Source organism: Actinoplanes sp. OR16, assembly GCF_004001265.1.
Lineage (GTDB): Bacteria > Actinomycetota > Actinomycetes > Mycobacteriales > Micromonosporaceae > Actinoplanes.
In genome coordinates this window covers 1,658,426-1,683,645 of the sequence record NZ_AP019371.1, presented here as the reverse complement: position 1 = coordinate 1,683,645, position 25,220 = coordinate 1,658,426, and the positions used below count along the sequence as shown (strand labels likewise).

The 25,220-nt window shown below is 70.4% G+C and carries 24 protein-coding genes and 1 tRNA gene; 14 read left to right on the top strand and 11 right to left on the bottom strand.

The window, feature by feature from the left end:
- Positions 1 to 13 precede the first annotated feature (13 nt).
- From EP757_RS07705 to EP757_RS07680, 6 genes are all read left to right on the top strand, one after another.
- The gene (locus EP757_RS07705; protein ID WP_127543505.1) at positions 14 to 1,981 is read left to right on the top strand and encodes a diguanylate cyclase; all 1,968 of its coding nucleotides are present in this window, start codon (positions 14 to 16) and stop codon (positions 1,979 to 1,981) included.
- Between the two features lie 46 nt (positions 1,982 to 2,027).
- Positions 2,028 to 2,942 carry a UTP--glucose-1-phosphate uridylyltransferase gene (locus EP757_RS07700; RefSeq protein ID WP_127543504.1) on the top strand — a complete coding sequence of 305 codons (915 nt, stop codon included), beginning with the start codon at positions 2,028 to 2,030 and terminating at the stop codon, positions 2,940 to 2,942.
- Entirely contained in the window at positions 2,939 to 4,249 is a 1,311-nt protein-coding gene (gene glp, locus EP757_RS07695; RefSeq protein WP_127543503.1) for a gephyrin-like molybdotransferase Glp, read from the top strand. Before EP757_RS07700 ends, glp begins: the two co-directional genes overlap by 4 nt.
- The gene (locus EP757_RS07690; RefSeq protein WP_127543502.1) at positions 4,250 to 4,882 is read left to right on the top strand and encodes a GNAT family N-acetyltransferase; all 633 of its coding nucleotides are present in this window, start codon (positions 4,250 to 4,252) and stop codon (positions 4,880 to 4,882) included.
- Positions 4,883 to 5,024: 142 nt separating this feature from the next.
- On the top strand, positions 5,025 to 5,780 hold the full coding sequence (locus EP757_RS07685; RefSeq protein WP_174262357.1) for a hypothetical protein: 756 nt from the start codon (positions 5,025 to 5,027) through the stop codon (positions 5,778 to 5,780).
- Positions 5,781 to 5,858: 78 nt separating this feature from the next.
- Positions 5,859 to 5,932: transfer RNA gene (locus EP757_RS07680), tRNA-Ala, on the top strand.
- 88 nt (positions 5,933 to 6,020) lie between these two features.
- On the opposite strand, the gene EP757_RS07675 is transcribed toward EP757_RS07680, so the two are convergent.
- The gene (locus EP757_RS07675) at positions 6,021 to 6,209 is read right to left on the bottom strand and encodes a hypothetical protein (protein ID WP_127543500.1); all 189 of its coding nucleotides are present in this window, start codon (positions 6,207 to 6,209) and stop codon (positions 6,021 to 6,023) included.
- Between the two features lie 160 nt (positions 6,210 to 6,369).
- Here EP757_RS07675 and EP757_RS07670 point away from each other — a divergent pair, with 160 nt between their 5' ends.
- Positions 6,370 to 6,510: a hypothetical protein gene (locus EP757_RS07670; protein ID WP_232050408.1), complete on the top strand. Its 141-nt coding sequence runs from the start codon at positions 6,370 to 6,372 to the stop codon at positions 6,508 to 6,510.
- Positions 6,511 to 6,570: 60 nt separating this feature from the next.
- On the opposite strand, the gene EP757_RS07665 is transcribed toward EP757_RS07670, so the two are convergent.
- From EP757_RS07665 to EP757_RS07650, 5 genes are all read right to left on the bottom strand, one after another.
- The gene (locus EP757_RS07665) at positions 6,571 to 6,771 is read right to left on the bottom strand and encodes a DUF397 domain-containing protein (protein ID WP_127543499.1); all 201 of its coding nucleotides are present in this window, start codon (positions 6,769 to 6,771) and stop codon (positions 6,571 to 6,573) included.
- A 437-nt stretch (positions 6,772 to 7,208) separates the two neighbouring features.
- Positions 7,209 to 7,559, bottom strand: a complete 351-nt coding sequence (locus tag EP757_RS07660) for a hypothetical protein (RefSeq protein ID WP_127543498.1) — start codon at positions 7,557 to 7,559, stop codon at positions 7,209 to 7,211.
- On the bottom strand, positions 7,556 to 7,729 hold the full coding sequence (locus EP757_RS42730) for a hypothetical protein (RefSeq protein ID WP_160165766.1): 174 nt from the start codon (positions 7,727 to 7,729) through the stop codon (positions 7,556 to 7,558). The genes EP757_RS07660 and EP757_RS42730 overlap by 4 nt, the downstream gene beginning before the upstream one ends.
- Before the next feature lie 131 nt (positions 7,730 to 7,860).
- Positions 7,861 to 9,093 carry a helix-turn-helix transcriptional regulator gene (locus EP757_RS07655; RefSeq protein WP_127543497.1) on the bottom strand — a complete coding sequence of 411 codons (1,233 nt, stop codon included), beginning with the start codon at positions 9,091 to 9,093 and terminating at the stop codon, positions 7,861 to 7,863.
- Positions 9,094 to 9,266: 173 nt separating this feature from the next.
- Positions 9,267 to 9,683 carry a hypothetical protein gene (locus EP757_RS07650; protein WP_127543496.1) on the bottom strand — a complete coding sequence of 139 codons (417 nt, stop codon included), beginning with the start codon at positions 9,681 to 9,683 and terminating at the stop codon, positions 9,267 to 9,269.
- 154 nt (positions 9,684 to 9,837) lie between these two features.
- On the opposite strand from EP757_RS07650, the gene EP757_RS44440 reads away from it, so the two are divergent.
- The 4 genes from EP757_RS44440 to EP757_RS07635 all read left to right on the top strand — a co-directional run bounded on the left by EP757_RS44440 (position 9,838) and on the right by EP757_RS07635 (position 14,035).
- The gene (locus EP757_RS44440) at positions 9,838 to 9,969 is read left to right on the top strand and encodes a hypothetical protein (RefSeq protein ID WP_255435459.1); all 132 of its coding nucleotides are present in this window, start codon (positions 9,838 to 9,840) and stop codon (positions 9,967 to 9,969) included.
- Positions 9,970 to 9,971: 2 nt separating this feature from the next.
- Positions 9,972 to 10,520, top strand: coding sequence for a site-specific integrase (locus EP757_RS07645; protein WP_160165765.1), 549 nt, complete (start codon positions 9,972 to 9,974; stop codon positions 10,518 to 10,520).
- Positions 10,521 to 10,860: 340 nt separating this feature from the next.
- Entirely contained in the window at positions 10,861 to 13,032 is a 2,172-nt protein-coding gene (locus EP757_RS44590) for a hypothetical protein (RefSeq protein WP_127543494.1), read from the top strand.
- Positions 13,033 to 13,036: 4 nt separating this feature from the next.
- Complete coding sequence (locus EP757_RS07635) at positions 13,037 to 14,035, top strand: hypothetical protein (protein WP_127543493.1); 999 nt, start codon at positions 13,037 to 13,039, stop codon at positions 14,033 to 14,035.
- Here EP757_RS07635 and EP757_RS07630 read toward each other — a convergent pair.
- Complete coding sequence (locus tag EP757_RS07630; protein ID WP_127543492.1) at positions 14,032 to 14,547, bottom strand: DUF2199 domain-containing protein; 516 nt, start codon at positions 14,545 to 14,547, stop codon at positions 14,032 to 14,034. The genes EP757_RS07635 and EP757_RS07630 overlap by 4 nt on opposite strands.
- Positions 14,548 to 14,680: 133 nt before the next feature.
- On the opposite strand from EP757_RS07630, the gene EP757_RS07625 reads away from it, so the two are divergent.
- A complete protein-coding gene (locus tag EP757_RS07625; RefSeq protein WP_127543491.1) occupies positions 14,681 to 15,925 on the top strand; it encodes a GAF domain-containing protein in 1,245 nt (414 codons plus the stop codon).
- A gap of 88 nt (positions 15,926 to 16,013) precedes the next feature.
- Here the strand turns inward: EP757_RS07625 and EP757_RS07620 are convergent, their stop codons facing one another.
- The 3 genes from EP757_RS07620 to EP757_RS07610 all read right to left on the bottom strand — a co-directional run bounded on the left by EP757_RS07620 (position 16,014) and on the right by EP757_RS07610 (position 21,285).
- The gene (locus EP757_RS07620; RefSeq protein WP_232050648.1) at positions 16,014 to 18,359 is read right to left on the bottom strand and encodes a bifunctional polysaccharide deacetylase/glycosyltransferase family 2 protein; all 2,346 of its coding nucleotides are present in this window, start codon (positions 18,357 to 18,359) and stop codon (positions 16,014 to 16,016) included.
- An 89-nt stretch (positions 18,360 to 18,448) separates the two neighbouring features.
- A complete protein-coding gene (locus EP757_RS07615; protein ID WP_127543489.1) occupies positions 18,449 to 19,246 on the bottom strand; it encodes a hypothetical protein in 798 nt (265 codons plus the stop codon).
- A 455-nt stretch (positions 19,247 to 19,701) separates the two neighbouring features.
- Positions 19,702 to 21,285 (bottom strand): dolichyl-phosphate-mannose--protein mannosyltransferase, encoded by a 1,584-nt coding sequence (locus tag EP757_RS07610; RefSeq protein WP_127543488.1) that lies wholly within the window; start codon positions 21,283 to 21,285, stop codon positions 19,702 to 19,704.
- Between the two features lie 75 nt (positions 21,286 to 21,360).
- Here EP757_RS07610 and rsmI point away from each other — a divergent pair, with 75 nt between their 5' ends.
- On the top strand, positions 21,361 to 22,212 hold the full coding sequence (gene rsmI, locus EP757_RS07605; protein ID WP_127543487.1) for a 16S rRNA (cytidine(1402)-2'-O)-methyltransferase: 852 nt from the start codon (positions 21,361 to 21,363) through the stop codon (positions 22,210 to 22,212).
- Here the strand turns inward: rsmI and EP757_RS07600 are convergent.
- Positions 22,209 to 23,189: a hypothetical protein gene (locus tag EP757_RS07600; RefSeq protein WP_232050407.1), complete on the bottom strand. Its 981-nt coding sequence runs from the start codon at positions 23,187 to 23,189 to the stop codon at positions 22,209 to 22,211. The genes rsmI and EP757_RS07600 overlap by 4 nt on opposite strands.
- A 132-nt stretch (positions 23,190 to 23,321) precedes the next feature.
- Here EP757_RS07600 and metG point away from each other — a divergent pair, with 132 nt between their 5' ends.
- Complete coding sequence (metG, locus tag EP757_RS07595; protein WP_127543486.1) at positions 23,322 to 25,124, top strand: methionine--tRNA ligase; 1,803 nt, start codon at positions 23,322 to 23,324, stop codon at positions 25,122 to 25,124.
- Positions 25,125 to 25,220 lie beyond the last annotated feature (96 nt).

Sequence of the window (25,220 nt, the reverse complement as noted above, 5' to 3'; positions counted from 1 at the left end):
CCCGGGAGGATGTGTGACACTACGTGGCCGGCTAACCAGCGCGTTCCTGGTGGTCGTGCTCGGTCCGGTCCTACTCGGGTCCATCTTCGTCGCCCTCACCGTCGGCGCTGTGAGCCGTGAGCGAACCGCGGACCGGCTCGATCACGCCGCCGTCACCGTGGGTGCCGCCGTGAGCGCTGTCTGTCGCCAACTCCAAGCCGCTGCCGACGCGGTCGCCGTCGTACCGGCTACGGAGCGTTCCGCGGTGGCCGACCAGCTGATCGCCCGGGGCCTCGCGACAGCCATCCGCATGACCGGTCCTGATCAGCAGACGCGCCCGCTGCGGGGTACCAGCCGTGAAGAGGTCCTGGAACAGGGCGGCCGGCCCGTCGGCTGGCAGAACTGCGCCGGCCCCTCGGGTGGGCCGGTCACCGCGCTGGCCGCCGACGCCGACGCCACCGACGTGACCGTCCTGGCCGCCCAGCGCGTGGACGACGCCCTGCTGGCCCGGATCGGTGAGGCCGGCGGCGTGACGGTGGCGCTCGGCGAGACCACGCCTCCGCGGGACACGGCGAGCCGCGATCTGAGCGCGGAGCCGGGCCAGCCGCTGCCGCTCACGCTGAGCGTTCCCTCCGCGGACCCCACTTTCCGGTACGCCGTCCTCACGCTGATCGTGCTGGTCACCGCGCTGGTGGCGATACTGGCCGCGCGCTGGCTGGCCCGTTCCACCACCCGCCCGCTGGGAGATCTCGCCTGGGCGGCCGACCGGGTGGCGAACGGCGACCTGAACACCCGGGTGCCGATCCCGCGCCCGGACGAGCTGGGACGCCTCGCCGGCACGTTCAACCGGATGACGCGCGAGCTGCAGTCCTACGTGCAGGCGCTGACCGCGAGCCGGGACCAGCTGCGGCGGCATCTCGCGATCCTCGGCGACACCCTGTCCAGCACCCACGACCTGGACCGGATCCTCCCGGTGATCCTGCGGACCTCGATGACCGCGACCGGTGCCCGGGCCGGGCTGATCCTGCTCGCCGAGCCGGACGGCCGGCTCGCGGCCCGCTGCGGCGCCGGGTTGACCGGCGAGTGGGACGTCACCGCGGCCGAGTTGGCGCAGCGCCGGCTGATCGCCGGGCGGGGAGTGCTCGGCACTGTCGCGTCCACCGGCGCTCCGCTGCGGGGCACGAGCGGCGGCGCGCCCGACGAGCCCGCGTGTGAGTCGTATCTCGCCGTGCCGATCTGCGCGCCGCCCGACCCGGACGCCGACGGCGAGCCGGAGCCCGGGACTCTCGGTGTCCTCGCCCTCTACGACCGGCTCGGCGGTCCTGCTTTCGAGGACACCGATCTGCGGACCCTGCGCACGTTCGCCGGGCAGGCCGGGATCGCCGTGCACAACGTGCGGGTGCACGAGGAGGCGCAGCGGTTGTCGCTGACCGACCCGCTCACCGGCCTGTGGAACTACCGTTACCTGCGCGAGGTGCTGCGGCGTGAAGTGGAGCGGGCGAGCCGGTTCGGGCGGATGCTCACCGTCCTGGTCCTCGACCTCGATCACTTCAAGGAGGTGAACGACACGTACGGGCACGCGGCCGGTGACCTGGTGCTGGGGGAGTTCGCCCGGCGGATCCGGCTCGGGCTGCGCGAGGTGGACGTGGCGTTCCGGCAGGGCGGTGAGGAGTTCGTGGTGCTGCTTCCGGAGACCGACGCGTACGGTGGTGTGATCGTGGCCGAACGGCTCGGTGCGGCGGTCCGTGAGTGGCCGGTGCCGATCGATCCACGTCGACCCGACCTAGCCGACCGGATCTCGATCACCGTCTCGATCGGCATCGCGGTCTTCCCGGAGCACGGCAGCACCGCCCAGGAGGTTCTCGACGCCGCGGACGAAGCGCTTTACGCCGCGAAGAACGCGGGTAGAGATACGTACCGACTGGCCGAAGGGGGATCATTCGATCCCGCAGCGGCCACGACCGGTGGGCCACAGCCGCCGCGGCAAGTCCGTGGCCGATAGTCTCGCGGCATATCCGGGCACGATCCAGCGAAGGTGCGGTGACGCAATGACGACGAACGCGCAGGGGACAGGCCGGCGCGCGGTTAAAGCAGTGATCCCGGCGGCGGGCCTCGCCACCCGGTTCCTGCCGGCCACCAAGGCCGTGCCCAAGGAACTGCTGCCGGTGGTCGACCGCCCGGTCCTGCAGTACATCGTCGAGGAAGCGGCAGCGGCCGGCATCACCGACGTCCTGCTCGTCACCGGCCGGGGCAAGACCTCGATGGTGGACCACTTCGATCGCCGCCCGGACGTGGAGCAGCGGCTCGCCGACAAGGGCGACACGGCCCGGCTCGAGGCGGTCCGCCGGACCAGCGAGCTCGCCGACATCTACACGGTCCGCCAGGGTGAGCCGCTCGGCCTCGGCCACGCGGTCGGCACCGCCGCCTCGCACGTCGGCGCGGACAACGCGTTCGCGGTGCTGCTCGGCGACGAGTTCGTGGAGGAGGACAAGCCGCTCCTGCCCGCGATGCTCGACCTGCAGGCGCAGACCGGCGGCATCGTCCTGGCGTTCATGGAGGTGCCGCCGTCGGAGACCTCCCGCTACGGCATCGCCTCGGTGCGCGAGAGCGACCTCGGTGAAGACGTCGTCGAGGTCACCGGGCTCGTCGAGAAGCCGAAGCCGGAAGAGGCGCCGAGCAACCTCGCCGTCCTCGGGCGTTACGTCCTCCCCGGCAAGATCTTCGAGACGATCGCGGACACCAAGCCGGGCGCCGGTGGCGAGATCCAGCTGACCGACGCGATGGCCACGCTGCTCGCCGAGGGCACCCCGGTGCACGGCATCGTCTACCGCGGGCACCGCTACGACACCGGCATGCCGCTCGGCTACCTGCAGGCCGTCGTCCAGCTCGCGGTCCAGCGCCCCGACCTCGGTGAAGAGTTCCGCGCCTGGCTCACCGAGTTCGTCGGTGGTCAGAAGGGATGACCGCTACGGCCGATGCCGAGGCGGCCGCCAACGAGCTGATGCCTCTCGCCGAATACCTGGGCAGCGTGCTGCGCAGGTTGCGGGCGCTGCCTCCGCTCGACCTCGACCTCACGCAGGCGCACGGGAACGTGCTCGCGGCCGACGTGGTCGCGCCGCACCCGTTCCCGGCGTTCGACCAGGCCGCGATCGACGGGTACGCGGCCCGGTGGGAAGACCTGGCCGGCGCCGGGCGCATCGGGTCGCACCCCTCGGTCGGCAAGTTCGACAGCACGAGCCGCACGGTCCGGCTCAACGTCGTGGGTGATCTGGGCGCCGCCAGCTGGCGCCCGGTCCGTCTCACCCCCGGCACCTGCTTCTCGGTGGCGGCCGGCGCGCCGCTGCCGATCGGGGCGGACGTCGTGGTGCCGGTGCACTGGACCGATCAGGGCATGGCGGCCGTGGAGATCCTGCACGCGCCGAAGCGCGGGTCCGGGGTGCGGCGGGCCGGCGAGGAGATCGCGGTCGGCCAGGTGCTGGCGCGGGCCGGGACGTACGTGACGCCGCCGATGGTCGCCACGTTCGCCGCCTCCGGCATCGGGCACGTTCTGGTCCGGCCCAGTCCGCGGGTGGTCGTGGTGGCGACCGGCGACGAACTGGTCGACGTCGGCCGGCCGAGTCAGCCGGGGCAGGTCGTCGACGCCAACTCGCATGCTCTGACGGCCGCTGCCGTTGAAGCGGGAGCTCTCGCGTACCGGATAGGAATCTGCGACGACGACCCGGAAGGCCTCCGAGGCCTGCTGGAGGACCAGACGCTGCGGGCCGACCTGATAATCACCACCGGCGGCACCGGAACCGGACCCGGCGACATGCTGCGCCGGGTCCTGTCACGTCCCGGGACCGGTCGCGGCTCTGTCGAATTCACCAACGTGGCTCTCTGCCCCGGTACCGCGCTCGGCTTCGGCACGGTCGGCGGCGAAGAGGTGCCGGTGGTCTGCCTGCCCGGTGAGCCGGGCGCCGCACTGATCGGCTTCGAAGTGCTGGCCTGGCCGGCGATCCAGCTGCTGGCCGGCGCCGAGCCGGTGTTCCGCCCCAGCGTCAAGGCTCATCTGCTGGAGACCGTCTCCTCCCCGGGTGGCCTGCGCGAATTCCGGCCGGCGCACGTCGCCGAGCGACGCGGAGGCGGTTACACGGTGCAGCCACTCGCCGGTGGGCCTTACACTCTCTCCGGTTTGTCCGAGGCGAACGGTCTGCTCGTCCTCGGGGAAAGGGTCACCACGGCGGCGGCGGGTTCGACCGTGGACGTGCTGCTGCTCGACCGGAGGCGATGAATGCTCGGGGCCACGCCTGGATGGCCAGCCGTCCTGGCGGATGGTCCGGTGCTGCTGAGGCCGTACAAGCGGGGTGACGCCCGGGCCTGGTCCGAGGTGCGGGTCGCCAACCAGGAATGGCTCGCCCCCTGGGAGTCGGCGCCGCCCGGCCCCTGGTCCGAGATGAACTCGCCGCGGGCGTACGGATACGTCTACCGCGACATGAAACGGGCAGCCCGCCGTGGCGACAGCATGCCGTTCGCGGTCTGCCTCGTCGAGAACGGCAAGGAGCGGCTCGTCGGGCACGTGAACCTCGGGAACATCGTGCGGCGGGCGTTCGCGTCGGCGTACGCGGGTTACTGGGTGGATCACCGGGTGGCCGGCCGCGGAGTCATACCGACCGCGCTGGCGCTCGCCGTCGACCACGCCTTCGGGCCGGGTGGCCTGCACCGGATAGAGGTCAACATCCGGCCGGAGAACGGCCCGAGCCGCCGGGTCGTGGAGAAACTGGGTTTCCGCGAAGAGGCGTACCACCAGCGCTACATGCACATCGACGGCGGCTGGCGCGACCACCTCGGATATGCCATGACCAGCGAGGAAGTGGTCGCCGAGGGCGGTCTGCTGTCCCGCTGGAAACGCGTTCGCGCACGCTGAACCGATCTTGCCGTCGTCACTGCTGTCGGCGCGGCGCGCGAAATATCACGGCTACCGCCCGTAACCTCGCAAACATCGTGTCTTCCAGACGTCAGCGTCTGTCAAGATCATTTCCAGACGAAAGTCGTGGCGGAACGGAGGGGTGAGGGTGCCGACCTCGGTGCTCCTCGCCGTCCTCGCCGCGGCCGGGCTGCTCGCCCTCGCCCCGGCGCTGGTACGCCGGTACGACGCCACCGAGCGGCTCGCCGCGGAGCGGGCGTCGTCGACGGCGCGGGTGCTGCAGCGCCACCGCCGTCGCCGCACCGTGCCCGGACGCCGACCGATCAACCCCGCCCGCCAGGTGACGGTTACGGTACCCGCCCCATCGAGTGATCCTCCTGCGCCTCCCGAGCGTCGCCTGCGGCTCGTCACCGGCAAGCGCCCGCCGCGTCGTGCGGCCCAGCGGCGCGGCACCCCGGCAGTGGTCCGCCGCCGCCGTGTCTTCGCCGCCCTGGTGCTCCTCAACGCCATCGAGCTGATCGGCGTGCTCGCCGTCGGTCCCGGCTTCTGGATCAGCTTCGCGGTGACCGGCACGCTGCTCGCCGTCTACCTGGTCCACCTGCGCAACCGGGCCGTCGCCGACCGCCGCCGCCGTCGTATCCAGGCCCGTGAGGCGGCCTGGCTGGCCGCCCGCCAGGCCGAGGTCCGCCGCGAGCAGGCCCGGCGCGCGGCCGCCCGGCGCGAGGCTCAGCGTCGCCTGGCCGCCCAGCGCGAAGCCGTCCGCCGTGCCGCCATGGGCCTGGACCGGGAACCGTCCGACCTGCCGGTGGCGGCGAACGGAGGCTCGGTCTCGTACCGCCGGCGGGGTGGTCTGCGAGGCCGCGCCTACGAGGCGGGCGGCCGCCACCACACCGCCTGAGGGGGCCGGTTCGCATGAGGCGCGGATGACCTGTTAGCCTTTCCGAGGTCCCAAGGTGAGACATCACCGAGAGACCGGGGGGCTGTGGCGCAGTCTGGTAGCGCACCTCGTTCGCATCGAGGGGGTCTGGGGTTCAAATCCCCACAGCTCCACAACTGAATGATCTATGAACATGCAGCTCAGGCCCGGTCTTTCGACCGGGCCTGACTTGTCGTAGGGGGCAGGTAGGGGAATCGGCTCTCAGCCGCAGCCGGGCGGGGGCGTCTCCTTGATCGTGGCGCAGTCCACGTACCCGTCGGAGTAGCCCTCGCGGTAGCCCTCCACGCGCGCCTGCTCGGCCGCCGTCGCCGTGCGCCGGTCCACTACCCGGCGCAGCGCCGCCAGCGCGGCTGGGTCCACTCCTGGCACGGGGGCCTGCGAGTCGAGCACGGTCTCAATGTCGGCGGTCCTCACTCGGTGGTGACGTTGGGCCGGGGCGCTGCTGCCGGTCCAGAGTCGACGCGTCGCGGACGCGTCCATGAAGTCGGCGTGTACGACGTTGCTGCCGACGACGCGGCGCCATCGTCGTCGCGACTGCTGTTCGGCTCGCGTGCAGACGCTGATCAACCGCAAGGGGTTCCCGGACCCGTACGACGAGCTGGACATGGGCAAGGTCTGGCGCACGTCGGATGTTGAGCGCTGGATCCGCGAGAACCGTCCTGAACTCGCTGAGGAACCCGAAGGCGCCTAGGCCGAGAGCGGCCGACAGCGTGAAGCCCTCAGCCGCCCTCGGCCGCCCTCGGCCGGGGGCCTACTGCCGGTCGAACTCTCCGGCCTTGACGCCGGAGATGAACGCCTCCCATTCAGGGGGTGTGAACGCGAGCACTGGGCCAGCACCGTCGGCCTTGGTGTCTCGGACTGCGGTGGCGTTCTCAAGGAACGCGACCTCAACGCAGTGGCCGGCGGCGCCGCTCTTACTGCTCTTGAACCAATTGGTGTTCGTCAGATCCATGGGGCCCTTCTCTCTCGTGCTCTCACACCCGGCCGGACGGTCGGGGAGTCGATCACCAGACATTGCGGCTCGGATGTGCCCGGTACGGGCGCGAGACCGTCACCCGGTCCTCGCACGCAGCCAGCAAGGCCTCTAGCTCGTCCGCGGTCGTGGCGCGCAAGTCGGTGTGGGAATGGTGGCGCCGATCGGGGCGGGGCTGCGCCCGGAAGGTCGACGGCCGGGCGAAGGCCGGCGGCCCCGGGTTCTCGCCAAGCCAGCCCACCGACCAGTCCGGGTAGGCGTCCTCGATTCGCTCGCAGGCTTCGAGGACACCGTCAGGCCAGGACTGCCGCTCGGCCAGGACGCGCCGGTTGGAGTGTGAGAGCGCGCGACGCTGCTCTTCGGTGTCGGTCGGTGTCCGCGGGATTGGCGGCACCATCGCGGTCCGGAGAAAGCCATCACGACCGGCCGATGATCAGGCCGGACGGCGTTTGCGGGAGCACCTGCACGGGCGGACCGCCTCGGTTGGCGCATCGGGTGCCCCGGCACGTCCGGCACAACGCCCGGATCGCGTCAGCTGGCACGATCGTGGACGGCACCCAGTCGTGCGGCTCGTAGTGGATCTGTTCGCGTACCACCGCGCCGTTGCGTGAGACGTAGCCCTTGGTGAGGCAGCGGTGCGGACGGTCATGCGGGAATGCCTCGTAGACGGCGCGAGCGGTGGTGACGAAGGCTCCGGGCGGGGCGTCCGGGCAGTCCGCAGCGTGCACCCGCCATGCCGGGTCGTATTCGCGTCGCTGGATCATCACTCACCCAGCGTCAGATAGAACGCGGCCGGGTGTTCGCCGAGCTGCCCTTCACGTTCGACAGCGTCCATGATGCGGCGACGTTCCAGGGCTGCCTGGGCGGGGCTGGCTGGGGTTGGGCGGCGCCGCAGCAGCCACCACCGTCGTCTCTCGCGTTCGCTCGCGTCGCTCATAGCCGCCTCCCCGGGGTCAGGGCGACGGTGAGCGCGGGCGGGCCTTCTCACGGATCCGCAGCGCTCACCGCCGCGACACCGACGCTAAGAGCAGGCGGACGCAACCAGGGGCACAGATTGTGCCCCCGCGTTTATGCGGCGAGGAGGCCGATCTTCACGGCGAGTTCGGACGCACGCCGTCGTCTAGTCGGGCTCTTCGACTCGGCCTCTTCGAGGACGATTCGCTTGGCGTACCCGTTGTAGCGGATCGTCTCGGGTGCCGCCTCGTGTGCTCGTTCGAGGGTCGCCAAGGCGACTTCCGACTGTCCGTCGAGTTGGTACCCGCGCGCCTCTTCAATGCGATGCCTGGCCCGCCGAGGGCGAGACGGAATCGTCGTCGCTTCGGCGGCCACGGCTTGCCGTACCGACTCGCCGCCCTGGCGCAGCTCCACGGCGATAGTCACGGCGTGAGCACCCATAACTGCCCGGGAGAACGAGGTGACGGGATCATAGAAGCCAGCGGGCAGGCTAGCGGCCATGGCGCGGGCAGTGTCCCAGAACCGCCATGCGGTCCCGGTCGCTCCACGCCGAGCAGCGGTATACCCGGCCTCGAAGGTCAGCGCCCCCGCGATCGCCCGGATGTCATCCGAAGCGTCGTCCAGCAGCGGGGCCAGGTAGTCGAGGGTGGACAGGTTCACGGCGTCGGCAGCGTCGTAGTGCGCGGCTCCGCTGTCCCGGTGAGCCTGAGTAGCCAGCCATGCGGCCACGCCGATGGCGTAGGAATCTTCAGATTCCTGAGCAGCAACGAGGCCCCGCTCGGCCACCCGCCACAGCAGAGCTGCGTCAGGCTGGTAGGCCACGAAGAACTGGCAGAGGCTGTAGACCTCGGCGAGGACGGCCTGCGCCTTGCGGCGCTCCGGGCTGGTGTCGGCCTGCCGGACGGCGATCTGCGCGTCCCGGATCAACTCCGGCAGCAGAAGGCCGATCACCTCGCGATGGTTGGGCGCCGAGTGTCGTGCCGACCATGCGCTGGCCAACCGGGCTCGGATGTGCGTGGTCGGTGATGCTTCCCGGGTGGTCGCGATGGGCCACGCGTCCACGGCCGCCTTGACGGCCGCGAGGCGGGGATGGCCGGGGCCGGCGAATAGGTCGACGTGAAGCGACTGGTCGCCTGTGAGGTCCGACAGGTCGCGCACCCGCAGCGCCTCGGCCAGGGCGAGGATGAATTCCAGCTTCGGCATCTTCAGGCGTCCGGTCTCCACGCCCTTCACCCATGATCCGGATCGGCCGACGAGGCCGCCGAGCTGGTCGCGGGTGAGCCCGCGGCGTGTACGGAGAATCTGCAGCCGCTGACCGAATGCCAGCGAATCGGCGTATGGATCCATCAGTGCTCCCCTGGTAGCGGTCAGGGTGAGGCGGCCGGCCGCTACTCCGGCCGCCCACATCGACGGTACGTCATGGCAACGATCGACGGCGGTCCCCGGACACGACGAAAACCCCGCCCCCGACCGAAGTCGGGGGCGGGGTTCCATGAGCGCGTGGTTGGGTCTGGCGGTCGCTACGGCAACGGCACCGCGACCGGTTCCTCCTGACCATCCCAGGTCAGGAAGATCTCGCAAGGAGTCGTGTGCTCACCGAAGTCGAGCACCTTGAAGTCGATAGACCCCTCGGCGATGACAGTGCCGCCGCGCGGATCGAAGTCGATTACATCAACGTCCGGCGGCGGGACAAAGGCGCGACGCAGGCCGGTCGCCGTCTCTGTTCCCGTGTGCCGCAGGGTTCGCCCCTGGGAGCCCTGGCTACCAGTCACCTTCCATGAGACCGGTGGCGTCGGAACAGGCACCATCAACTCGGCTGCCGCCGCCTGACGCTCGCTCGCCTCAGCACTGCGCCTTGCGTACTGAATGGCGTACCCCGAGAGGATGAACGCCCCCACAGCAACGACGGCGGACGCTGCCGATATGTAGATCTCCATGCCGGGGACCGTACAAATCATTCATGTATCGCCGTGCGCACAGCGTGTGCGACTTCCTGAACTGTCGTGCAGGCCGTGCCGCCTTCGCGGGAGTTATCCACAGTCCGCGCGGGCGCCATTCGGGATGCCGTACGTCCCGGTCTACGGTCGGCGGATGGATGACCTGGCGGAACGGATCAAGGCCCGGCTCGCCGAGGCGCTGCGGCAGCAGTACGCCGCCGATGCCTTCTCGGAGGATGAGCAGGGACTCGTTGACCTCGGCCGTGGTCGGAGGCGGTCGGCCTGAAGGTGAAGGACGTCGACGTCTTCGCGAGGACGATCACGGTGAACATGCAGCTGCAGGAGCTGCCCATGACCGCCGAGATGGTGTGGGTGACGCCGAAGAGCCGCATGTCCCGGCGCACCGTGACGATGCCGGCCTGCACCGTGAACGCGGTGATCCCGCTCGTGTCCGGCCGAGACCGCGACGAGGTGGTGTTCACCGCGGTGCAGGGCGGCTACGTCAGGTACCGGGTGTTCTGGAAGACCTGGTCGAAGATCACCGCGGCGGCCGGCCTTGCTGGGCTACGGATCCACGACCTGAGGCACACGCAGGTGGGCTGGCTCATCTCCGCGAACAACTCCCTGACCGGCATCCAGCGGCGGCTCGGGCACGCGTCGATCTCGGTCACCAGCGACCGGTACGGGCACCTGCTGCCAGTCGTCGACGAGAACATCGTGGCGACGCTGGACGCCGCTCTACCTGCCGTGCCGGCTAGGGGCGTAGGGGAAACGGGCCAGGAACAGCTGAGATCAACTGGAAAGATCAAAGACGGACGAGCAGCTCAGGTGGCATAACAACCCCCTGACCAGGGCCTTTAGACGGGTTCAAATCCCCACAGCTCCACCAAAGTCAGGGGCCGTGTGTCCGCGTAATGCGCGGACCTCGGCCTTTTGTCATTCCTCCTCCGGGGGTCGAGCCCCCGGACGCCCCGCGTTGCGGTGAGCGCGCTTCGCGGTCTTCTGCGCTTCTTCCTTCTGTACGGGTCACCGCGCCGTCCGTCCGGGGCAGACAGGAATTGATGGTCTTCGCTACGCTCGCGCCGCCATATACACCCATCGATAGACGGGACTCGATGTGGGTACACGTGCGCGATTGCGAAGCAGAACCCTTGTAGCAGCGGTGGCGGCCGCTGTCGTGGGGTCGTTGGCACTCGGCGGGACGCCTGCTTTCGCGGGCGGCGAGCCGTACTGGGAAGTCGAGGTCGGGAAGATCCCGGCCACCGAGTACACGCGGGACGCGAAGGTTCTGGTCGGCGATTCGCTGGCGGCGCTGGTTCCGTACGTCAATGAGAAGGTCGTCGAGAAGAAGATCGACCCCGTGCTGGCGGATGTGGCGAGCCGGTACTTCGACGGGGCGCGACTGAAGAGCAAGGACGATGCCAAGGTCGTCTTCGAGCACCTGGAGCCGCTCCAGGAGTACCTCGAGGACGAGATGTCCGAGCGGACCGTGCCGAAGGACGCGTCGGAGCGGGCGCACGTCCGGGCGCTCGTCGAGACGCTCACCGCGGTCCGGCTGCTGGCCGACGCGGCGATCCAGGACGCCGAGGCGGTCGTCGGGCCGTTCCGGGAGACGCCGCAGCCGACGCCGGCGCCGGACGCGAAGCTGCTCAAGGCGGCGTTCGAGGACATCAAGGAAGCGAAGAAGGCGCTCGCCGAGGCCGACGAGCAACTGCGTGAGGCCGACCCGGAGGACGCGCTCGAAGAGGCTCTCCCGGCGTGGAAGAAGGCCTTCGGGGTGCTCGCCCTCTTCGGCATCACCTATGAGGGCGACCGGGACGCCGACGGTGTCGTGGACGTGGTGGAGCTGCGGTTCGGCAGCAGCCCGCTGCTGATCGACTCGGACGGCGACGGCCTCACCGACAAGTTCGAGATCTACACGCTGGCCGGCCTGTCCCTGCCCGGCAACCCGGACACCGACGGCGACGGCACGCCGGACGGCCAGGAGGACGTCGACGGCGACGGCCTCACCAACCTGCGCGAGCAGGAGCTGGGCACCTCGCCCACCGAGGCGGACACCGACGGCGACGGCGTCGACGACGGCACCGAGGTGGCGCAGGGCCGCAACCCGCTGGTCGCGGACCCGCGCAACGACCCGCCGCTGAGTGGCGGCGCGCCGCCGATCGTCCCGGCGCCGACCCTGCTCGACACCGACGGGGACGGTCTCCTCGACGTCGAGGAGCAGGAGATCCTCACCGACGTGAACAACGTCGACACCGACGGCGACGGGCTCTCCGACGGCGTGGAGGTCGGCGACTGGGGCATCAACCCGCTGGTCCAGGACACCGACGGGGACGCGCTGCGGGACGACTACGAGACCGTGCACGTGGAGGACCAGGGTCTCGACCCGGCCCGCCCGGACCCGCGGATCAGCAAGTGGACCTACGTCACCGACTTCCTGCTGGGCATGTTCGCCGGTGACTTCGTGCCGAAGGACTCGATGGCCTGGCTCGCCGGCAACCTCTGCTCCGGCGGGCTCAGCGCGATCCCGGTGGTCGGCTGGATCCTCGGTGGCCTCGCGGACCTGCGGGACACCATCGCCGGCCTGATCAACGGGGACTGGGTCAGTGCCGGTCTCAGCATCCTCGGCGTGGTTCCGTACGTCGGCGATGCCGTGGCGATCCCCGGCAAGGCGGCCCGGTTCGTGCTCAAGTACGTGCACCGGCTCCAGGAGACGCTGAAGTTCGTCACCAAGTACGACAAGATCCCGGACTCGGTGAAGGACCTGGCGCTGGAGCTGATCCTCGGGCAGACCTACAACTTCCTGATCGGGGACGACGCGGGGTTCAGCGCGGCGGCCTCCCGGTTCACCCGCAACGACGTGCGGACCATGTCCCGTGGCGACCGCACCCGGTGGGCCGACATCCAGGACGCGATGTCGGACACCAACCACGTCGACGGGCCGGAGATCCCCGCGCAGTACAACTGGCGGGACGGCGAGAACGCGGTACGGGCGATCCTGACCGGTCCGTGCGAGCCGGACTACGTCGTGGACACCCCGGGATATCCGAGCCCGAGGTCCAGGACGCGCAAACCGGACTGCGCCGAGCGGCAGCCGGACGGATCAGCGGTGCTGCACGAGGTGAAGACCGGCGTTCCGACCTGGACCGAGAGCCTCATCGACGAGTGCCTCAAGGACGCCTGGTCGCTCACCGCAGCCGGCAAAGCCGCCCATAATAAGAACATCAGCGGGATTCACTGGCACTTCGTGGCGCACGCCCAGTACAACAGCGTCGGAATCCACCCGCCGCTGCTGGAGTGCCTGAAGAACAACAAGATCCCCTTCACGATCCACGCGCCGGGAGCTTAGTGACGTGAGCCTGGACATGGGCGTCGTCCCGTCCGGGGCCGAGCTGAGCAGGGCGACCACTGTCGCCCTGCTCGGCAGGCTGTTCGGAGACGACGACGAGGACCTGACCGAGGGCGTCGCCAGGGGCGAGTTCGCCGAGCTGCTCTGGGAGGGCGAGCGGGCCAGCACACAGTGGTCGGTGTCGGCCGGGCGGACCGGGGTGAGCGAGATCGTCGTCTCGGTCGCCGACTCGTACCCGAAACGCCCGCCGGGTGTCTACCGGGCCGAGCTGTCCCGGGTCGTGAGCCTGCTGCAGGAGCTGGCCCGGCGTGGCGGGGCACGGTTCGTCGTGGAGGAGCACGACCTCACCGGCGCCTCCCTGAACGCGGTGCTCGACCTCGTCGCGCCGGAGTCGGTAGGCCCGCACGGCCCGGAGATCTACGAGGGGCCGTCCGGCGAGTCCGACGAGGACTATCTGCGGCGCTACCTGGCCGCCGGCGATCAGCGGCTGGCATTGCTGGCCGGCGCGCCGGTCACGCTGGACTTCTCCCGGGACGGTCTCGGGCCGCTCTGGGAGTGGGCGGTCGGCTTCCTGCATCTGCGGGCCGATGACGCGCCGATGGACCGGGTGTCGCTGGAGACCGGGTCGACCGTCGTCCGGCCCCGGGGTGCGGACCTGCCGATGTGGTACGGCCGAACCGGGATGCTGGCGCCGTACAACTGGTCGGACGAGTCGCTGCGGATGCTCGACGCGATCGCGTTCTACCTGGCCGAGACCGTGCGGCGGGCGACGCCGGGGACGGCCTGGCAGGTCGGCCGCAGCCGGCCGCGGAACGAGAACGAGGGCCAGCCGGTGCTGGTCGGGAAGTCCGGACGGCAGTTCGAGCCGATCGGGGACGTGCTGTCCTGGCTCACCGGGAAGGTCTACTACCTGCGCCGGCCGAACCCGGATCGCCCGAGTCCGCCGCCGACCGGCGCCGACCTGATCGAGCGCTTCGACTCGGCGGTGCTGCGAGCCGGCTAGAACGCGTCGGTGCGGTGCAGGTGGAACGAAGCGATCTCCTGGACCCGGGCCATGGTGATGCCGGCCAGCTGCTCGACGGCGAGCGGGTGGCCGGTCGGCTCCAGCTCGATGTACGGCGGCTGCCCCACCGGCCGGGTGTGCACGTTCGTCTTCAGGTTGAGCGTCGACGGCTCGTAACCGGCGATCGCGTTGGAGAGCCAGCCGAAGTAGGGCGGCTCGGACTCGCGGCCGTCCTGCTCCCAGACGTCGACGGCGCGGGTGAAGTTGGGCCGGCTCAGCGAGACCCACATGCTGTACGAGAACACGCCGCCGATGTCCCACACCGGCACCTCGATCAGGCCGCGGACGAAGAACTGCTCCCCGAAGACGACGCAGAGGTCGGCGTCGAGCAGGCAGCCCTCCTCGCCGGCCATCTCCGGCTTCCACAGGTCCGGCGCCTGCGCGGCGAAGCTGAGCGGCGGGCCGTCGTGCTTGGCTCCGCACGTTCCGCAGACGAACTGCTCAGTGCTCACAGCGCCGAAGCATACGACCGCCCGAATAAATCTTCGCGGTGGCACGTAACAGGTCACACCAGAGGTAGGGCAAAACATGAAAACAGCTACTTTTGGGTGGTATCTCTGGAGCAAGTCCCGGAGGTGACGCCCTATGAAAGCTCCACTGCCCGACAACGAGATCGAGCGGCTGGCCGCGCTGTACTCCCTCGACATCCTCGACAGCCCGCCGGAGAAGGATTTCGACGACATCGTCGCGCTCGCGGCGACCGTCTGCGAGGCGCCGGTCGCGATGGTCAGTCTGGTCGACGCCGACCGCCAGTGGGCCAAGGCGAGCACCGGCTCGGCGCTGGCCGAGACCGAGCGGGACGTGTCGTTCTGCGCGCACGCCATCCTCGGCCGTGACCTGCTGATCGTGCCGGACGCCCGGGAGGACGCCCGGTTCGCCGACAACCCGTCGGTGACGGCCGCGGACGGCGTCCGGTTCTATGCCGGCGCGCCGCTGCTGACCACCGACGGCTTCGCGCTCGGGACCCTCTGCGTGCTCGACACGGTGCCCCGGCGGCTCGACAACGAGCAGCAGCAGGCCCTGCGCGCGCTGGCCCGGCAGGTGACCGCTCAGTTGGAGCTGCGGCGGTACTCGTTCGCGCTGGCGAACACCACGGCCCGGCTGCAGGAGCTGGAACGCCGCAAGGACGACCTGGCCGGGCTGGTCGGCGGGGAGCTGCGGTCGTCGCTGCGGCTCATGTCGGCGTACCTGGACCGGCTCGGCGACACCGGCCACCACGACGCCGAGATGGCCGACCTGGTCGGCCGGGCGACCGCGGCGCACGTACGAGGGTTCCGCGAGCTCATCGGCCACCTCACCTCGATGGCCGACGCCGGCCTGGGCGGGGACAGCCTGCACATGCGGCAGTGCGATCTGACCAGGGTGACGCAGCGGGCGGTGGAGGCGGTCCGGCCGATCGCGGCGAGCAAGCACATCTGGATCCTGAACCAGGCCGGCGGTCCGTCGCTGCCGATCATCGCCGACCCGGTCCGGCTGGAGCAGGTGCTGACCCATCTGCTCTTCGCGGCGGTGAAGTACACGCCCGAGGGCGGCCGGGTGCGGGTCGGCACCGAGATGGAGTCGGGGCCGACCGTGCGGCTCGACGACATGGACCTGCCCGACGGGATGCGGCCGGACCTGTTCCCGCATCTCTACTACGGCGCCATCGCCAATCCGAAGGATGTGCCCGGCCCGGACCGCGGCCTGGCCGTGGCGAAGCGGATCCTCGACGCGCACCACGCCACGGTGGCGCTCTCCGACCGGCCCGGCGACGGCACCTCGCTGCACGTCGTCTTCCCGTACGCGGAGATGACCCCGAACGAACTGGTCCGCGATCTCGCGGTCGCCTGAGAGCCCAGGACCTGGGGAACGGCGGTCACCGGCCCCGCGCCCGACCGGCTGCAGTTCGGCCGGGCGCGGGACCGGTGCGCTTACCGGCTCATTTGAGCCGGGAGCTCCCGGCCGGGGGCGAGCCGGCGTGCGGAAGCTCATCGGGGTAGTACTCGTAGGGTGGCAGCGCCTGGGTGGGCACGGCCGGGGGAGCCACGGCACGGCCGGTCGGCGTACGCGGCATCGGGGTGAAATCGGGCTGCACCGGCGGCCATGAGTCGACCGCGGGCGCGACGACTCCGGAGGGACCGACGGGGTCGGCCGACGGCGTCCGCGCGACCAGACCGGCCCGGTTCAGCTTGTGCCAGCGCAACCGGCCACCGGTCAGCGCCGTGGTCGCCGACTGGAGCAGGACCAGATACATCAACTGCCGGTACGCGAACTGCTGCAGTGGCAGCTTGAGCAGCGGCTTGAGTGATTCCCGGTCGAAGCGGAACGCCACCGCCGCGGTGAACATCTGCAGTGCCAGCATGCCGAGCCAGGCCACCATGGTCTCGCTGAGCTCCCAGAAGACCAGGCCGTAGATCAGCATGATGTCGACGACCGGCGCCAGCATCGGCAGCGCGACGCCGAAGAGCGCGAGGAACGGCAGGCCGACCCGGCCGAACCGGCCCGACGCGCCGGACTCGAGGATCGACCGGCGGTGCTTCCACATCGCCTGCATGGTCCCGTAGCTCCACCGGTACCGCTGGCGGTAGAGCTGCTCCAGCGTGGTCGGCGCCTCGGTCCAGGCCTTGGCGTTCTCCTCGTAGACGACCCGCCAGCCGGCCCGGCAGAGGGCCATCGTGACGTCGGTGTCCTCGGCGAGGGTCTCGTCGCTGACGCCGCCGACCTGCGCGAGGGCCTCCCGGCGGAACGCGCCGATCGCGCCCGGCACGGTCGGCATGCAGTTCATCACCTCGTACAGGCGGCGATCCAGGTTGAAGCCGATCACGTACTCGATGTGCTGCCAGACCGCGACCATGCTGGCGCGGTTGCCGACCTTCACGTTGCCGGCGACGGCGCCCACCGACGGGTCGGCGAACGGCTGCACGAGCCGGCGGATCGAGTCGTCCTCGAAGATGGTGTCGCCGTCGACGGTGACGATCAGGTCGTGGCGGGCCAGGGCCACCCCGGTGTTCAGGGCGTTCGGCTTGCCGCCGTTCGGCACGCGTACCACCCGGACGTTCGGCAGTCCCATCCGTTCCACGAGGTCGGCGGTGCCGTCGGTGGAGCCGTCGTCGACGACCACCACCTCGATCTCCGGGTAGTCGCCGGTCGCGAGCGAGCGGACGGCCGCCTCGATGCCCTCCTTCTCGTTGTACGCCGGGACGATCACCGAGACGGGCTCGGTCACCGGCGGGCCCCAGCGCCAGTCCGGCTTGCGGCGCTGCCGGGCGTGCCGGGTCGCGAGGAGCAGGAGCAGACCGGTACGGCCGATGGTCAGTGCGCCGACGATCACGAAAAGGGTGGCCACCAGCAGGACCAGGCCGTCGGCGAGCCGTACCGTCCAGATCAGGGCCATCCCGCGCCACTCGTCGTGCTTCGGCGCGTCCGGGTTCAGCGGCAGGGCGGTGATCGCCTCGGCGCTCTCGGCGCGATCCCGGCCGGCGGCGGCGGCCTTCTCGGCGATGCTCAGGTTCAGGCCCTCGGTCACGGTGGTGAACCGGTAGCCGCGGGCCTTCATCATCGGGATGAACTTCGCCAGCGCTTCGACGGTCTGCGAGCGCTCGCCGCCGGCGTCGTGGAAGAGGACGACCGCCGAGCTGTCCCCGGCCGGCGTCGAACCGGCGACGATCTTGTCAGCGCCCGGCCGCTGCCAGTCCTCGCTGTCCAGGTCGTTCACCACGACCAGGTAGCCGTGCCGGCCGGCCTCCTTGACGAGTTTCCAGTTGACGTCGTCGATCGCGGCGTTCTTGGACGAGTACGGGAACCGGGCCAGGTTGGTCTTCACCCCGGTGGCCCGGGCGATCGCCACCTGGGTCTGGGACAGCTCCAGCTCACGCCGCCAGGGCGCGAGACGTTGCATGTTCGGGTGGGTGAACGTGTGCACGCCCAGCTCGTTGCCGCCGTCCACGACCTGCCTGGTCAGCTCCGGGTGGCGGGCCACCTGCGAGCCGACCACGAAGAACGTGCCGTGCGCGTCGTTGTCGCGCAGCACCTTGAGGATCTTCGGGGTCCACACGGGATCCGGCCCGTCGTCGAAGGTGAGCGCGATGGTGCGGTCCGGCAGCCGGCTGGTGCTCTCCTGGCCGCCGGTGGTGTTGATGATCGGGCCGCCGCCGCGGATCGCCAGCGGCACCCCGGCCTGGTCGCCGACCTCGGTCTCGACGTGGTCGTTCTTGAACTCGGCGTTGATGTAGGCCTGGACGACCAGCACCGCCACGAAGAAGCCGATCAGCAGCGTGCCGAGCATGACGCGCGGGCGCGGCAGGATGCGGCGGCGGCTGCGGCCCCGGGCACGGGACCGCCGGGGTGGAGTGGGGGTGGATGAGGGGGCGGTCGTCACGGCGTGGTCCCGGTCGAGGGGGCAGGGGTGTCCACCGGGTCGTCGTCGACCGGCGGTGCGGGCGGTGCGGGCACGGCGGGCGCCGGCGTTGCCGTCCTGGTCGGCGCGGGCGCTGCGGTCCTGGTGGGCGCGGGCGCCGTTGTCCTGGTGGTCGCCGGCGCGGGCTCGTCGACGACGGGGTCGCCACCTTCGCCGCCGCCGGTGCCGCCGGTGGGCGGTTGAGGCGCCGGGGCGTCGCCGCCGCCGGTCGCCGGGGCACTGGGCGAGGTGCCGGGGGCCGGGCTGACCGACTTGCTCGGCTCCGGCTCGGTGGTCGACTCCGTCGTCTTCGTGGTGGTCGGCGTCGGGGTCCTGGTGGCCGGCTTCGTGCTCGGCGCCTTCGACGGCTTGGCCGAGGGCGCTGTGGACGAGGGCGCGACGGTCCGCCGTGGCGGGTAGTCGGTGCGCCGCTGCAGCGACTCCACGATGTACCGCGGGCGGGCCGACGTACTGGGCTGTGGTGTAGGACTCGGGCGCGGCGGCGGCGTGGCGTCCTTCTTCTCGTCCTCGTCGTCCTCCAGGCCGGGCAGCGGTAGTACCGCGCTCGAACTGACCGGTCCACCGGCCAGACTGACGCTGAGCAACCCCCCGTAGGCGACGACGAGGACGCCGAAGGCCAACGCCGCGCGCCGAAGTAGCCGGCTGCGCCGCCCGGTCGAGTCGACGAAGACCGGGGCGGGCGTCGACACGGTGATGATCTCCGTGTCGAGGGCGGGGTCGGCGGATTGCGAGTTTCGGTGCTCCTGCGAAGTCACGCGCCGAAGCTTAAGAACATTTATCGCGATCTTGGCACAGATCACTCACAAGGGGGACAGCCGACTGATCCCCTGAAATGGGACGAAATGATGAGGCCGGAGTATTGACCGGTGGGAGTGGGTGTGGCCACCTCCGGAACGTACTTCTCTGAGCAGCGAGGAGGCGCCGGAGCAAAAGACGTTACGCCGATTCGCGCATCGATTTGCTGTCGCATTCCCGACCGGCAATTCGAGCATTCTTCACGAATCGAATAAAACCTTAAGTGAGGTTAGAGCGTAATGTCCGAATCGCCATAAAGGTGGTTGCGACACGGCAATCTTGCGGGGTCACCGTTGTGCGCGGCCGTCCGACCTGGATAAGCTCCTTCTTGCGCGCCCCAATCGCCCGCTTCCCCCGTGGCAGGCGATCGGGGCGCGCCCTGTTTTCTGGCGCGCCCCTGCCGCCGCCGAGTCCGCTAGATCCAGCGGCTCCCGAGCCACATCCGCACCGACCAGTCGTCGTAGGGGATCAGTGTGCCCACGAAGACCGGATAGAAGTAGGCGAAGCAGAGCGCCACCAGCACGACGAAGGTCGTCAGGACCACCGTGCCGACCAGCTGGCGATCAGAGCGGCCCGGCCCGGCCACCAGCCCCGTCGTGGGCGTCATGATCGCCCCGAGGACGTAGACGACCGCCAGGATCAGGAACGGCAGCGCGGGTAGGGCGTAGAAGGAGAACATCGTCCGGCCGTCCGCCACCGCGAAGTAGAACCAGGGCAGCAGGCCGGCCACGGCGCCGGTGAAGATGGCGTAGGCCCGCCAGTCCCGCCGGGCGATGCCGAACCAGACCAGCCCGCACAGCGCCGGCAGGAACGACCACCAGAGGATCGGCGTGCCCAGCAGCAGGATCTCGGCCGCGCAGTTCGACGCCCCGCAGTCGCCGTTGCCGTTCCAGTAGAAGGCGACCGGCCGGCCCAGCAGCAGCCACTGCCACGGCCACGACTGGTAGGTGTGCTTCTCGGTCAGGCCGCTGTGGAAGTTGTACGCCTCGGAGTGGTAGTGCGCGAGGTTGAGCAGCGCGCCGATGATCGGCGGCTCGCTCATCCCGTTCGCCTCGCGGTAGTGGCGGAAGTAGCCGGTGTCGGTGACGAACCAGCCCGTCCAGGTGGCGAGGTAGAGGAGGAACGTCAGGGCGAAGCTGAGCAGCAGCCAGCCCAGGTCGCCGAGGATGCCCGCGATGATCGGGCCGCGGACGCCCGCCGAGCGGCGCGCCTGGACCCGCCAGACGATCACCAGGACGGCGAAGAACGGGGCGAAGAAGAGCGCGCTCCACTTCACGCCGCAGGCCAGGCCGAACGAGGCGCCGGAGACGAGCAGCCACCACGGGATGATCCGGGGCAGGTGCGGGGTGGCCGAGGGGTCGTAGCCGGCGTCGAGCGCCCGCTGCCAGCTGCGCCGGTAGTGATCACGGTCGAGCACCATGCAGGCGAACGAGATCAGGATGAACAGGCCCAGGAAGATGTCGAGCAGCGACGTGCGCGACAGCACCAGCTGGAAGCCGTCCAGCGTCATGAGCAGGCCCGCCGTGCCGGCCAGCACGATCGAGTGGAAGAGCCGGTAGGCCACCCGGATCAGGATCAGGATCATCAGGGTGCCGGCCACCGCGGTGGAGAACCGCCAGCCGAACTCGCTGTTGCCGAAGAAGTGCTCGCCGAAGGCGATCAGCCACTTGCCGAGCGGGGGATGCACCACGTACGCCGGGCCGTTGGTCTTCTCGTCCCACTCCACGCCGTGCTGCAGCATGTCCCAGGCGTCGGTCGGGTAGTACACCTCGTCGAAGATGTAGCCCTTGGGCCGGTCCAACCCGGAGAACCGCAGGATTGCCGCGATCGTCACGATGATCGCGGTGACTATCCAGGAGTACGGGTTGAAGCGCTGATCCAGCGTCGACAGCCGCCGCCGGACGATGTCGGGAACAGCACGCACCCCCGAGGACTGGTCCGCCCCGGAGGGGGAGTCCGCGGTGGTGAGTTCATTCTCAGCAGTGGCCGCCGTCGTCACCCCGCGATCGTAGGCCCCACGCCTGAGAAGTGATGCCCGCCATCGCCGCGTCCTGTCATGTGATGGACTTTTCCGATGGCGGGACATGAGAACGGCCTCGGGCGGGTAGTGCTGGCCGGTGCGCCACTGGGCAACATCGGCGACGCTTCCACCCGGTTGCGCGAGGTCCTGGCCTCGGCGGATGTGATCGCGGCGGAGGACACCCGGCGGCTGAACCGGCTCGCCCGCGACCTCGGCGTCACGGTGAGCGGGCGGATCGTTTCGTACTTCGAGGGCAACGACGAACGGCGCACGCCCGAGCTCGTCGAGGCGCTGGCCGGTGGCGCCGTCGTCGCCGTCGTCACCGACGGTGGCATGCCGAGCGTGTCCGACCCCGGCTACCGGCTCGTCCGGGCCGCGCTCGACGCCGGCTATCCGGTGACGGCGGCGCCCGGGCCCAGCGCCGTGACCACCGCGCTGGCGCTCTCCGGGCTGCCCAGCGACCGGTTCGTCTTCGAGGGCTTCCTGCCGCGGACCGGCTCGGGGCGGCGGTCCCGGCTGCGCGAGCTGGCGGCCGAGCCGCGGACGCTGGTCTTCTTCGAGGCGCCGCACCGGATCGTCGGCGCGCTCGAGGATTTGGCGGCGGTCTTCGGTGCGGACCGGCCGGCGGCGATCTGCCGGGAGCTGACGAAGACGTACGAGGAGATCCGCCGCGGCACGCTCGCCGAACTCGCCGCCGGCGCCGCCACCGACGAGCCGCGCGGGGAGATCACGCTCGTGGTGGCCGGAGCGCCGGCCGTGGCCGCCGAGCCGCCCTCCGAGGAGGAGCTACGGGCGGCGGTGGCCGAGCGGGAGGCGGCCGGCCAGTCCCGCCGCGACGCCATCCAGTCGGTGGCGGCCGAGCACGGCCTGAAGAAGCGGGACGTCTACAACATCGTGCACAGCTAGAAGGCCGCCGCCAGGAAGCCGAGCTGGAGCAGGATGGGCGCGGCGAAGCTCAGGAGGACTGCCCGGCGGCGTTTCATGCCGGTCTCCAGGCGGTGCGCGCCGGTGCTCTGCGCGATGCCGTAACCGCAGATCAGGACGAGGGCGAAGCCGAGGATCCAGCGGAGGTTCATCAGGGTTCCGGCTCCTCCGGCGTAAGCCTGGTCGCTGCCGGCGCTGACCATCCGGGCGGGAGTGACGGCGCCCTCCTGGCGGCTGGTGCCGGAGATGCCGAGGAGGGTGACGCGGGACGCGGTGAAACGGCCGTCGCCGGCGACGAAGCTGCCCGCGCAGCGCTGCGTCAGGCCCTCGCCGCGGCAGTGGATCGTGGTGGCCCGGCCGTCGTCGCCGTGCCCGACCGCCAGCCAGAACGGCTCGGCGCTGACCCAGGCGAAGAACGCGGCGAGCAGGCTCAGCGTGACCAGGGCCGCCAGCGGACCGGCCGGGCTGCGGCGGGTCGCGGGCCGGCGGCGGCGACCGGGCTGCCGGGTGCGGGGACGGGCGGCTTCGGCGGCCGCGCGCTCCTGTTCGCTCATCCAGAACGGCGAGTTCTCCAGCCGTTCCAGACGCGCCTCCACCTCGGGCGACACCGTCACGTCCGGCAGGGGACGCTGCGCGTTGATGATCACCGTCGGCCGGTTGCGGTCCGTCGCCGGTTGATCTCCCACCCCTTCCAGTACGGCGGGAGCACCGTCCTGGGCGTCGGTCTCGATGATCATCAGCTCCCCGGCGGTCGCCAGCCGGGACCCCTCGGTGAGATCGCGGGCACCCGCGGCCCGGGCCTCGGCGGCCTCCGCTGCCTCGGGTGACTGCTCCTGATCGCCGATCGGTGGCTCGCCGTCGCGTTCGCCCCGCCACCATGCGGCGTCGGGGTCGGCGAGGGTCCACGGATTGCCCTGGTCGCCGGGCTTTCCTCCGGGCTGCGGCGCGTCTCCGGTCACTCGATCATTGAACGCCCGAGGCCGGTCTGGATCACGTCACATAGGGGGTGTGTCGCCATAAAACGGGCGGTCGGCGTGTTGGGAGGTTATCCGTTCGCCGCGCAGCGGAAGCGGTCACTACGCTTGACCGTCATGAGTCACGTTCTCGCCGCGGTTGCCTGGCCCTATGCCAACGGCCCGCGCCACATCGGTCATGTTTCCGGCTTCGGGGTGCCGTCCGACGTCTTCAGCCGGTACATGCGGATGGCCGGCCACGACGTGCTCATGGTCTCCGGGACCGACGAGCACGGCACGCCGATCCAGGTGCAGGCCGACGCCGACGGGGTCACCCCGCGCGAGCTCGCCGATCGGTACAACCGGGTGATCGTCGAGGACCTGCACGGCCTGGGGCTCTCCTACGACCTGTTCACCCGCACCACGACCCGCAACCACTACGCCGTCGTCCAGGAGCTGTTCGAGGGTCTGCACTCGAACGGATACATCGTCGCGCGCACCACGCTCGGCGCCATCTCGCCGTCCACCGGCCGCACGCTGCCCGACCGCTACATCGAGGGCACCTGCCCGATCTGCGGCTACGAAGGCGCCCGTGGCGACCAGTGCGACAACTGCGGCAACCAGCTCGACCCCGAGCAGCTGATCAACCCGAAGTCGCGGATCAACGGGGAGACCCCGCAGTTCGTCGAGACCGAGCACTTCTTCCTGGACCTGCCGGCGTTCGCCGAGGCGATCGGCCACTGGCTGGACCAGCGGGAGAACTGGCGTCCCAACGTCCTGAAGTTCTCCCGCAACCTGCTCGACGACCTCCAGCCGCGGGCGATCACCCGTGATCTGGAGTGGGGCGTGCCGATTCCGCTGGACGGCTGGCGGGACCGGAACGACAAGCGGATCTACGTCTGGTTCGACGCGGTCATCGGCTACCTGTCGGCCTCGATCGAGTGGGCCCGGCGTACCGGGGATCCGCAGGCGTGGCGCAAGTGGTGGTCGGCGGACGGCGAGGGCAAGGACGCCTCCGGCTACTACTTCATGGGCAAGGACAACATCGTCTTCCACTCGGTGATCTGGCCGGCGCTGCTGCTCGGTTACTCCGGTGAGGGCGACAAGGGCGGCCAGGCCGGCGAGTTCGGCAAGCTGAACCTGCCGACCGAGGTGGTCTCCAGCGAGTACCTGACGATGGAGGGCAAGAAGTTCTCCTCGTCCCGCCGGGTCGTCATCTACGTGCGCGACTTCCTGGAGCGCTACGACGCCGACGCCCTGCGGTACTTCATCGCCGCCGCCGGTCCGGAGTCGAACGACACCGACTTCACCTGGGCCGAGTTCGTCCGGCGCAACAACGACGAGCTGGTGGCCGGCTGGGGCAACCTGGTGAACCGGTCGATCTCGATGGCCGCGAAGAACTTCGGCGCCATCCCGCCGGCCGTGGACCTGACGCCTGCCGACCAGGCGCTGCTGGAGGTCGCCCGGAGCGGCTTCACCACCGTCGGCGAGCTGATCGGCAAGCACCGGCAGAAGGCCGCGATCGGCGAGGCGATGCGGGTGGTCGCCGAGGCGAACAAGTACCTCTCCGAGCAGGCGCCGTGGAAGCTCAAGTCGGAGGAGGAGAAGCAGCGGCAGGGGACGATCCTGCACGTCGCGCTCCAGGTGGTGAGCGACGCCAACACGCTGCTCACGCCGTTCCTGCCGCACTCCGCGCAGAAGGTCTTCGAGCTGCTCGGCGGCGCCGGGGTGCACGCGCCGATGCCGGAGATCGTCGAGGTCGAGGACCTGGACGGCGGCCCGGGTTACCCGGTCCTCATGGGTGACTACACGACCGGCGCCCGCTGGGAGTCGGTGCCGCTCGTCGCGGGCACCCCGCTCGCGGCGCCGAAGCCGGTCTTCCGCAAGCTCGAGCCGTCGGTGGTCGAGGAGGAGCTGGCCCGCCTCGGCGAAGGCTCCTGACAGCGATCTCCCCGAGATGCCCGTCGTCGCCCGAGTGGCGCCGGCGGGCATCGTCGTCTCCGGTCACCGGGATTGATCATGGTTCGGATGATCCGC

Coding starts and splice junctions, on each gene's coding strand:
- EP757_RS07700 (WP_127543504.1), top strand. CDS start 2,028: ATGACGACGAACGCGCAGGGGACAGGCCGGCGCGCGGTTAAAGCAGTG.
- glp (WP_127543503.1), top strand. CDS start 2,939: ATGACCGCTACGGCCGATGCCGAGGCGGCCGCCAACGAGCTGATGCCT.
- EP757_RS07690 (WP_127543502.1), top strand. CDS start 4,250: ATGCTCGGGGCCACGCCTGGATGGCCAGCCGTCCTGGCGGATGGTCCG.
- EP757_RS07665 (WP_127543499.1), bottom strand. CDS start 6,771: ATGGATCTGACGAACACCAATTGGTTCAAGAGCAGTAAGAGCGGCGCC.
- EP757_RS42730 (WP_160165766.1), bottom strand. CDS start 7,729: ATGAGCGACGCGAGCGAACGCGAGAGACGACGGTGGTGGCTGCTGCGG.
- EP757_RS07655 (WP_127543497.1), bottom strand. CDS start 9,093: ATGGATCCATACGCCGATTCGCTGGCATTCGGTCAGCGGCTGCAGATT.
- EP757_RS07650 (WP_127543496.1), bottom strand. CDS start 9,683: ATGGAGATCTACATATCGGCAGCGTCCGCCGTCGTTGCTGTGGGGGCG.
- EP757_RS44440 (WP_255435459.1), top strand. CDS start 9,838: ATGGATGACCTGGCGGAACGGATCAAGGCCCGGCTCGCCGAGGCGCTG.
- EP757_RS07625 (WP_127543491.1), top strand. CDS start 14,681: ATGAAAGCTCCACTGCCCGACAACGAGATCGAGCGGCTGGCCGCGCTG.
- EP757_RS07620 (WP_232050648.1), bottom strand. CDS start 18,359: ATGCTCGGCACGCTGCTGATCGGCTTCTTCGTGGCGGTGCTGGTCGTC.
- rsmI (WP_127543487.1), top strand. CDS start 21,361: ATGGCGGGACATGAGAACGGCCTCGGGCGGGTAGTGCTGGCCGGTGCG.
- metG (WP_127543486.1), top strand. CDS start 23,322: ATGAGTCACGTTCTCGCCGCGGTTGCCTGGCCCTATGCCAACGGCCCG.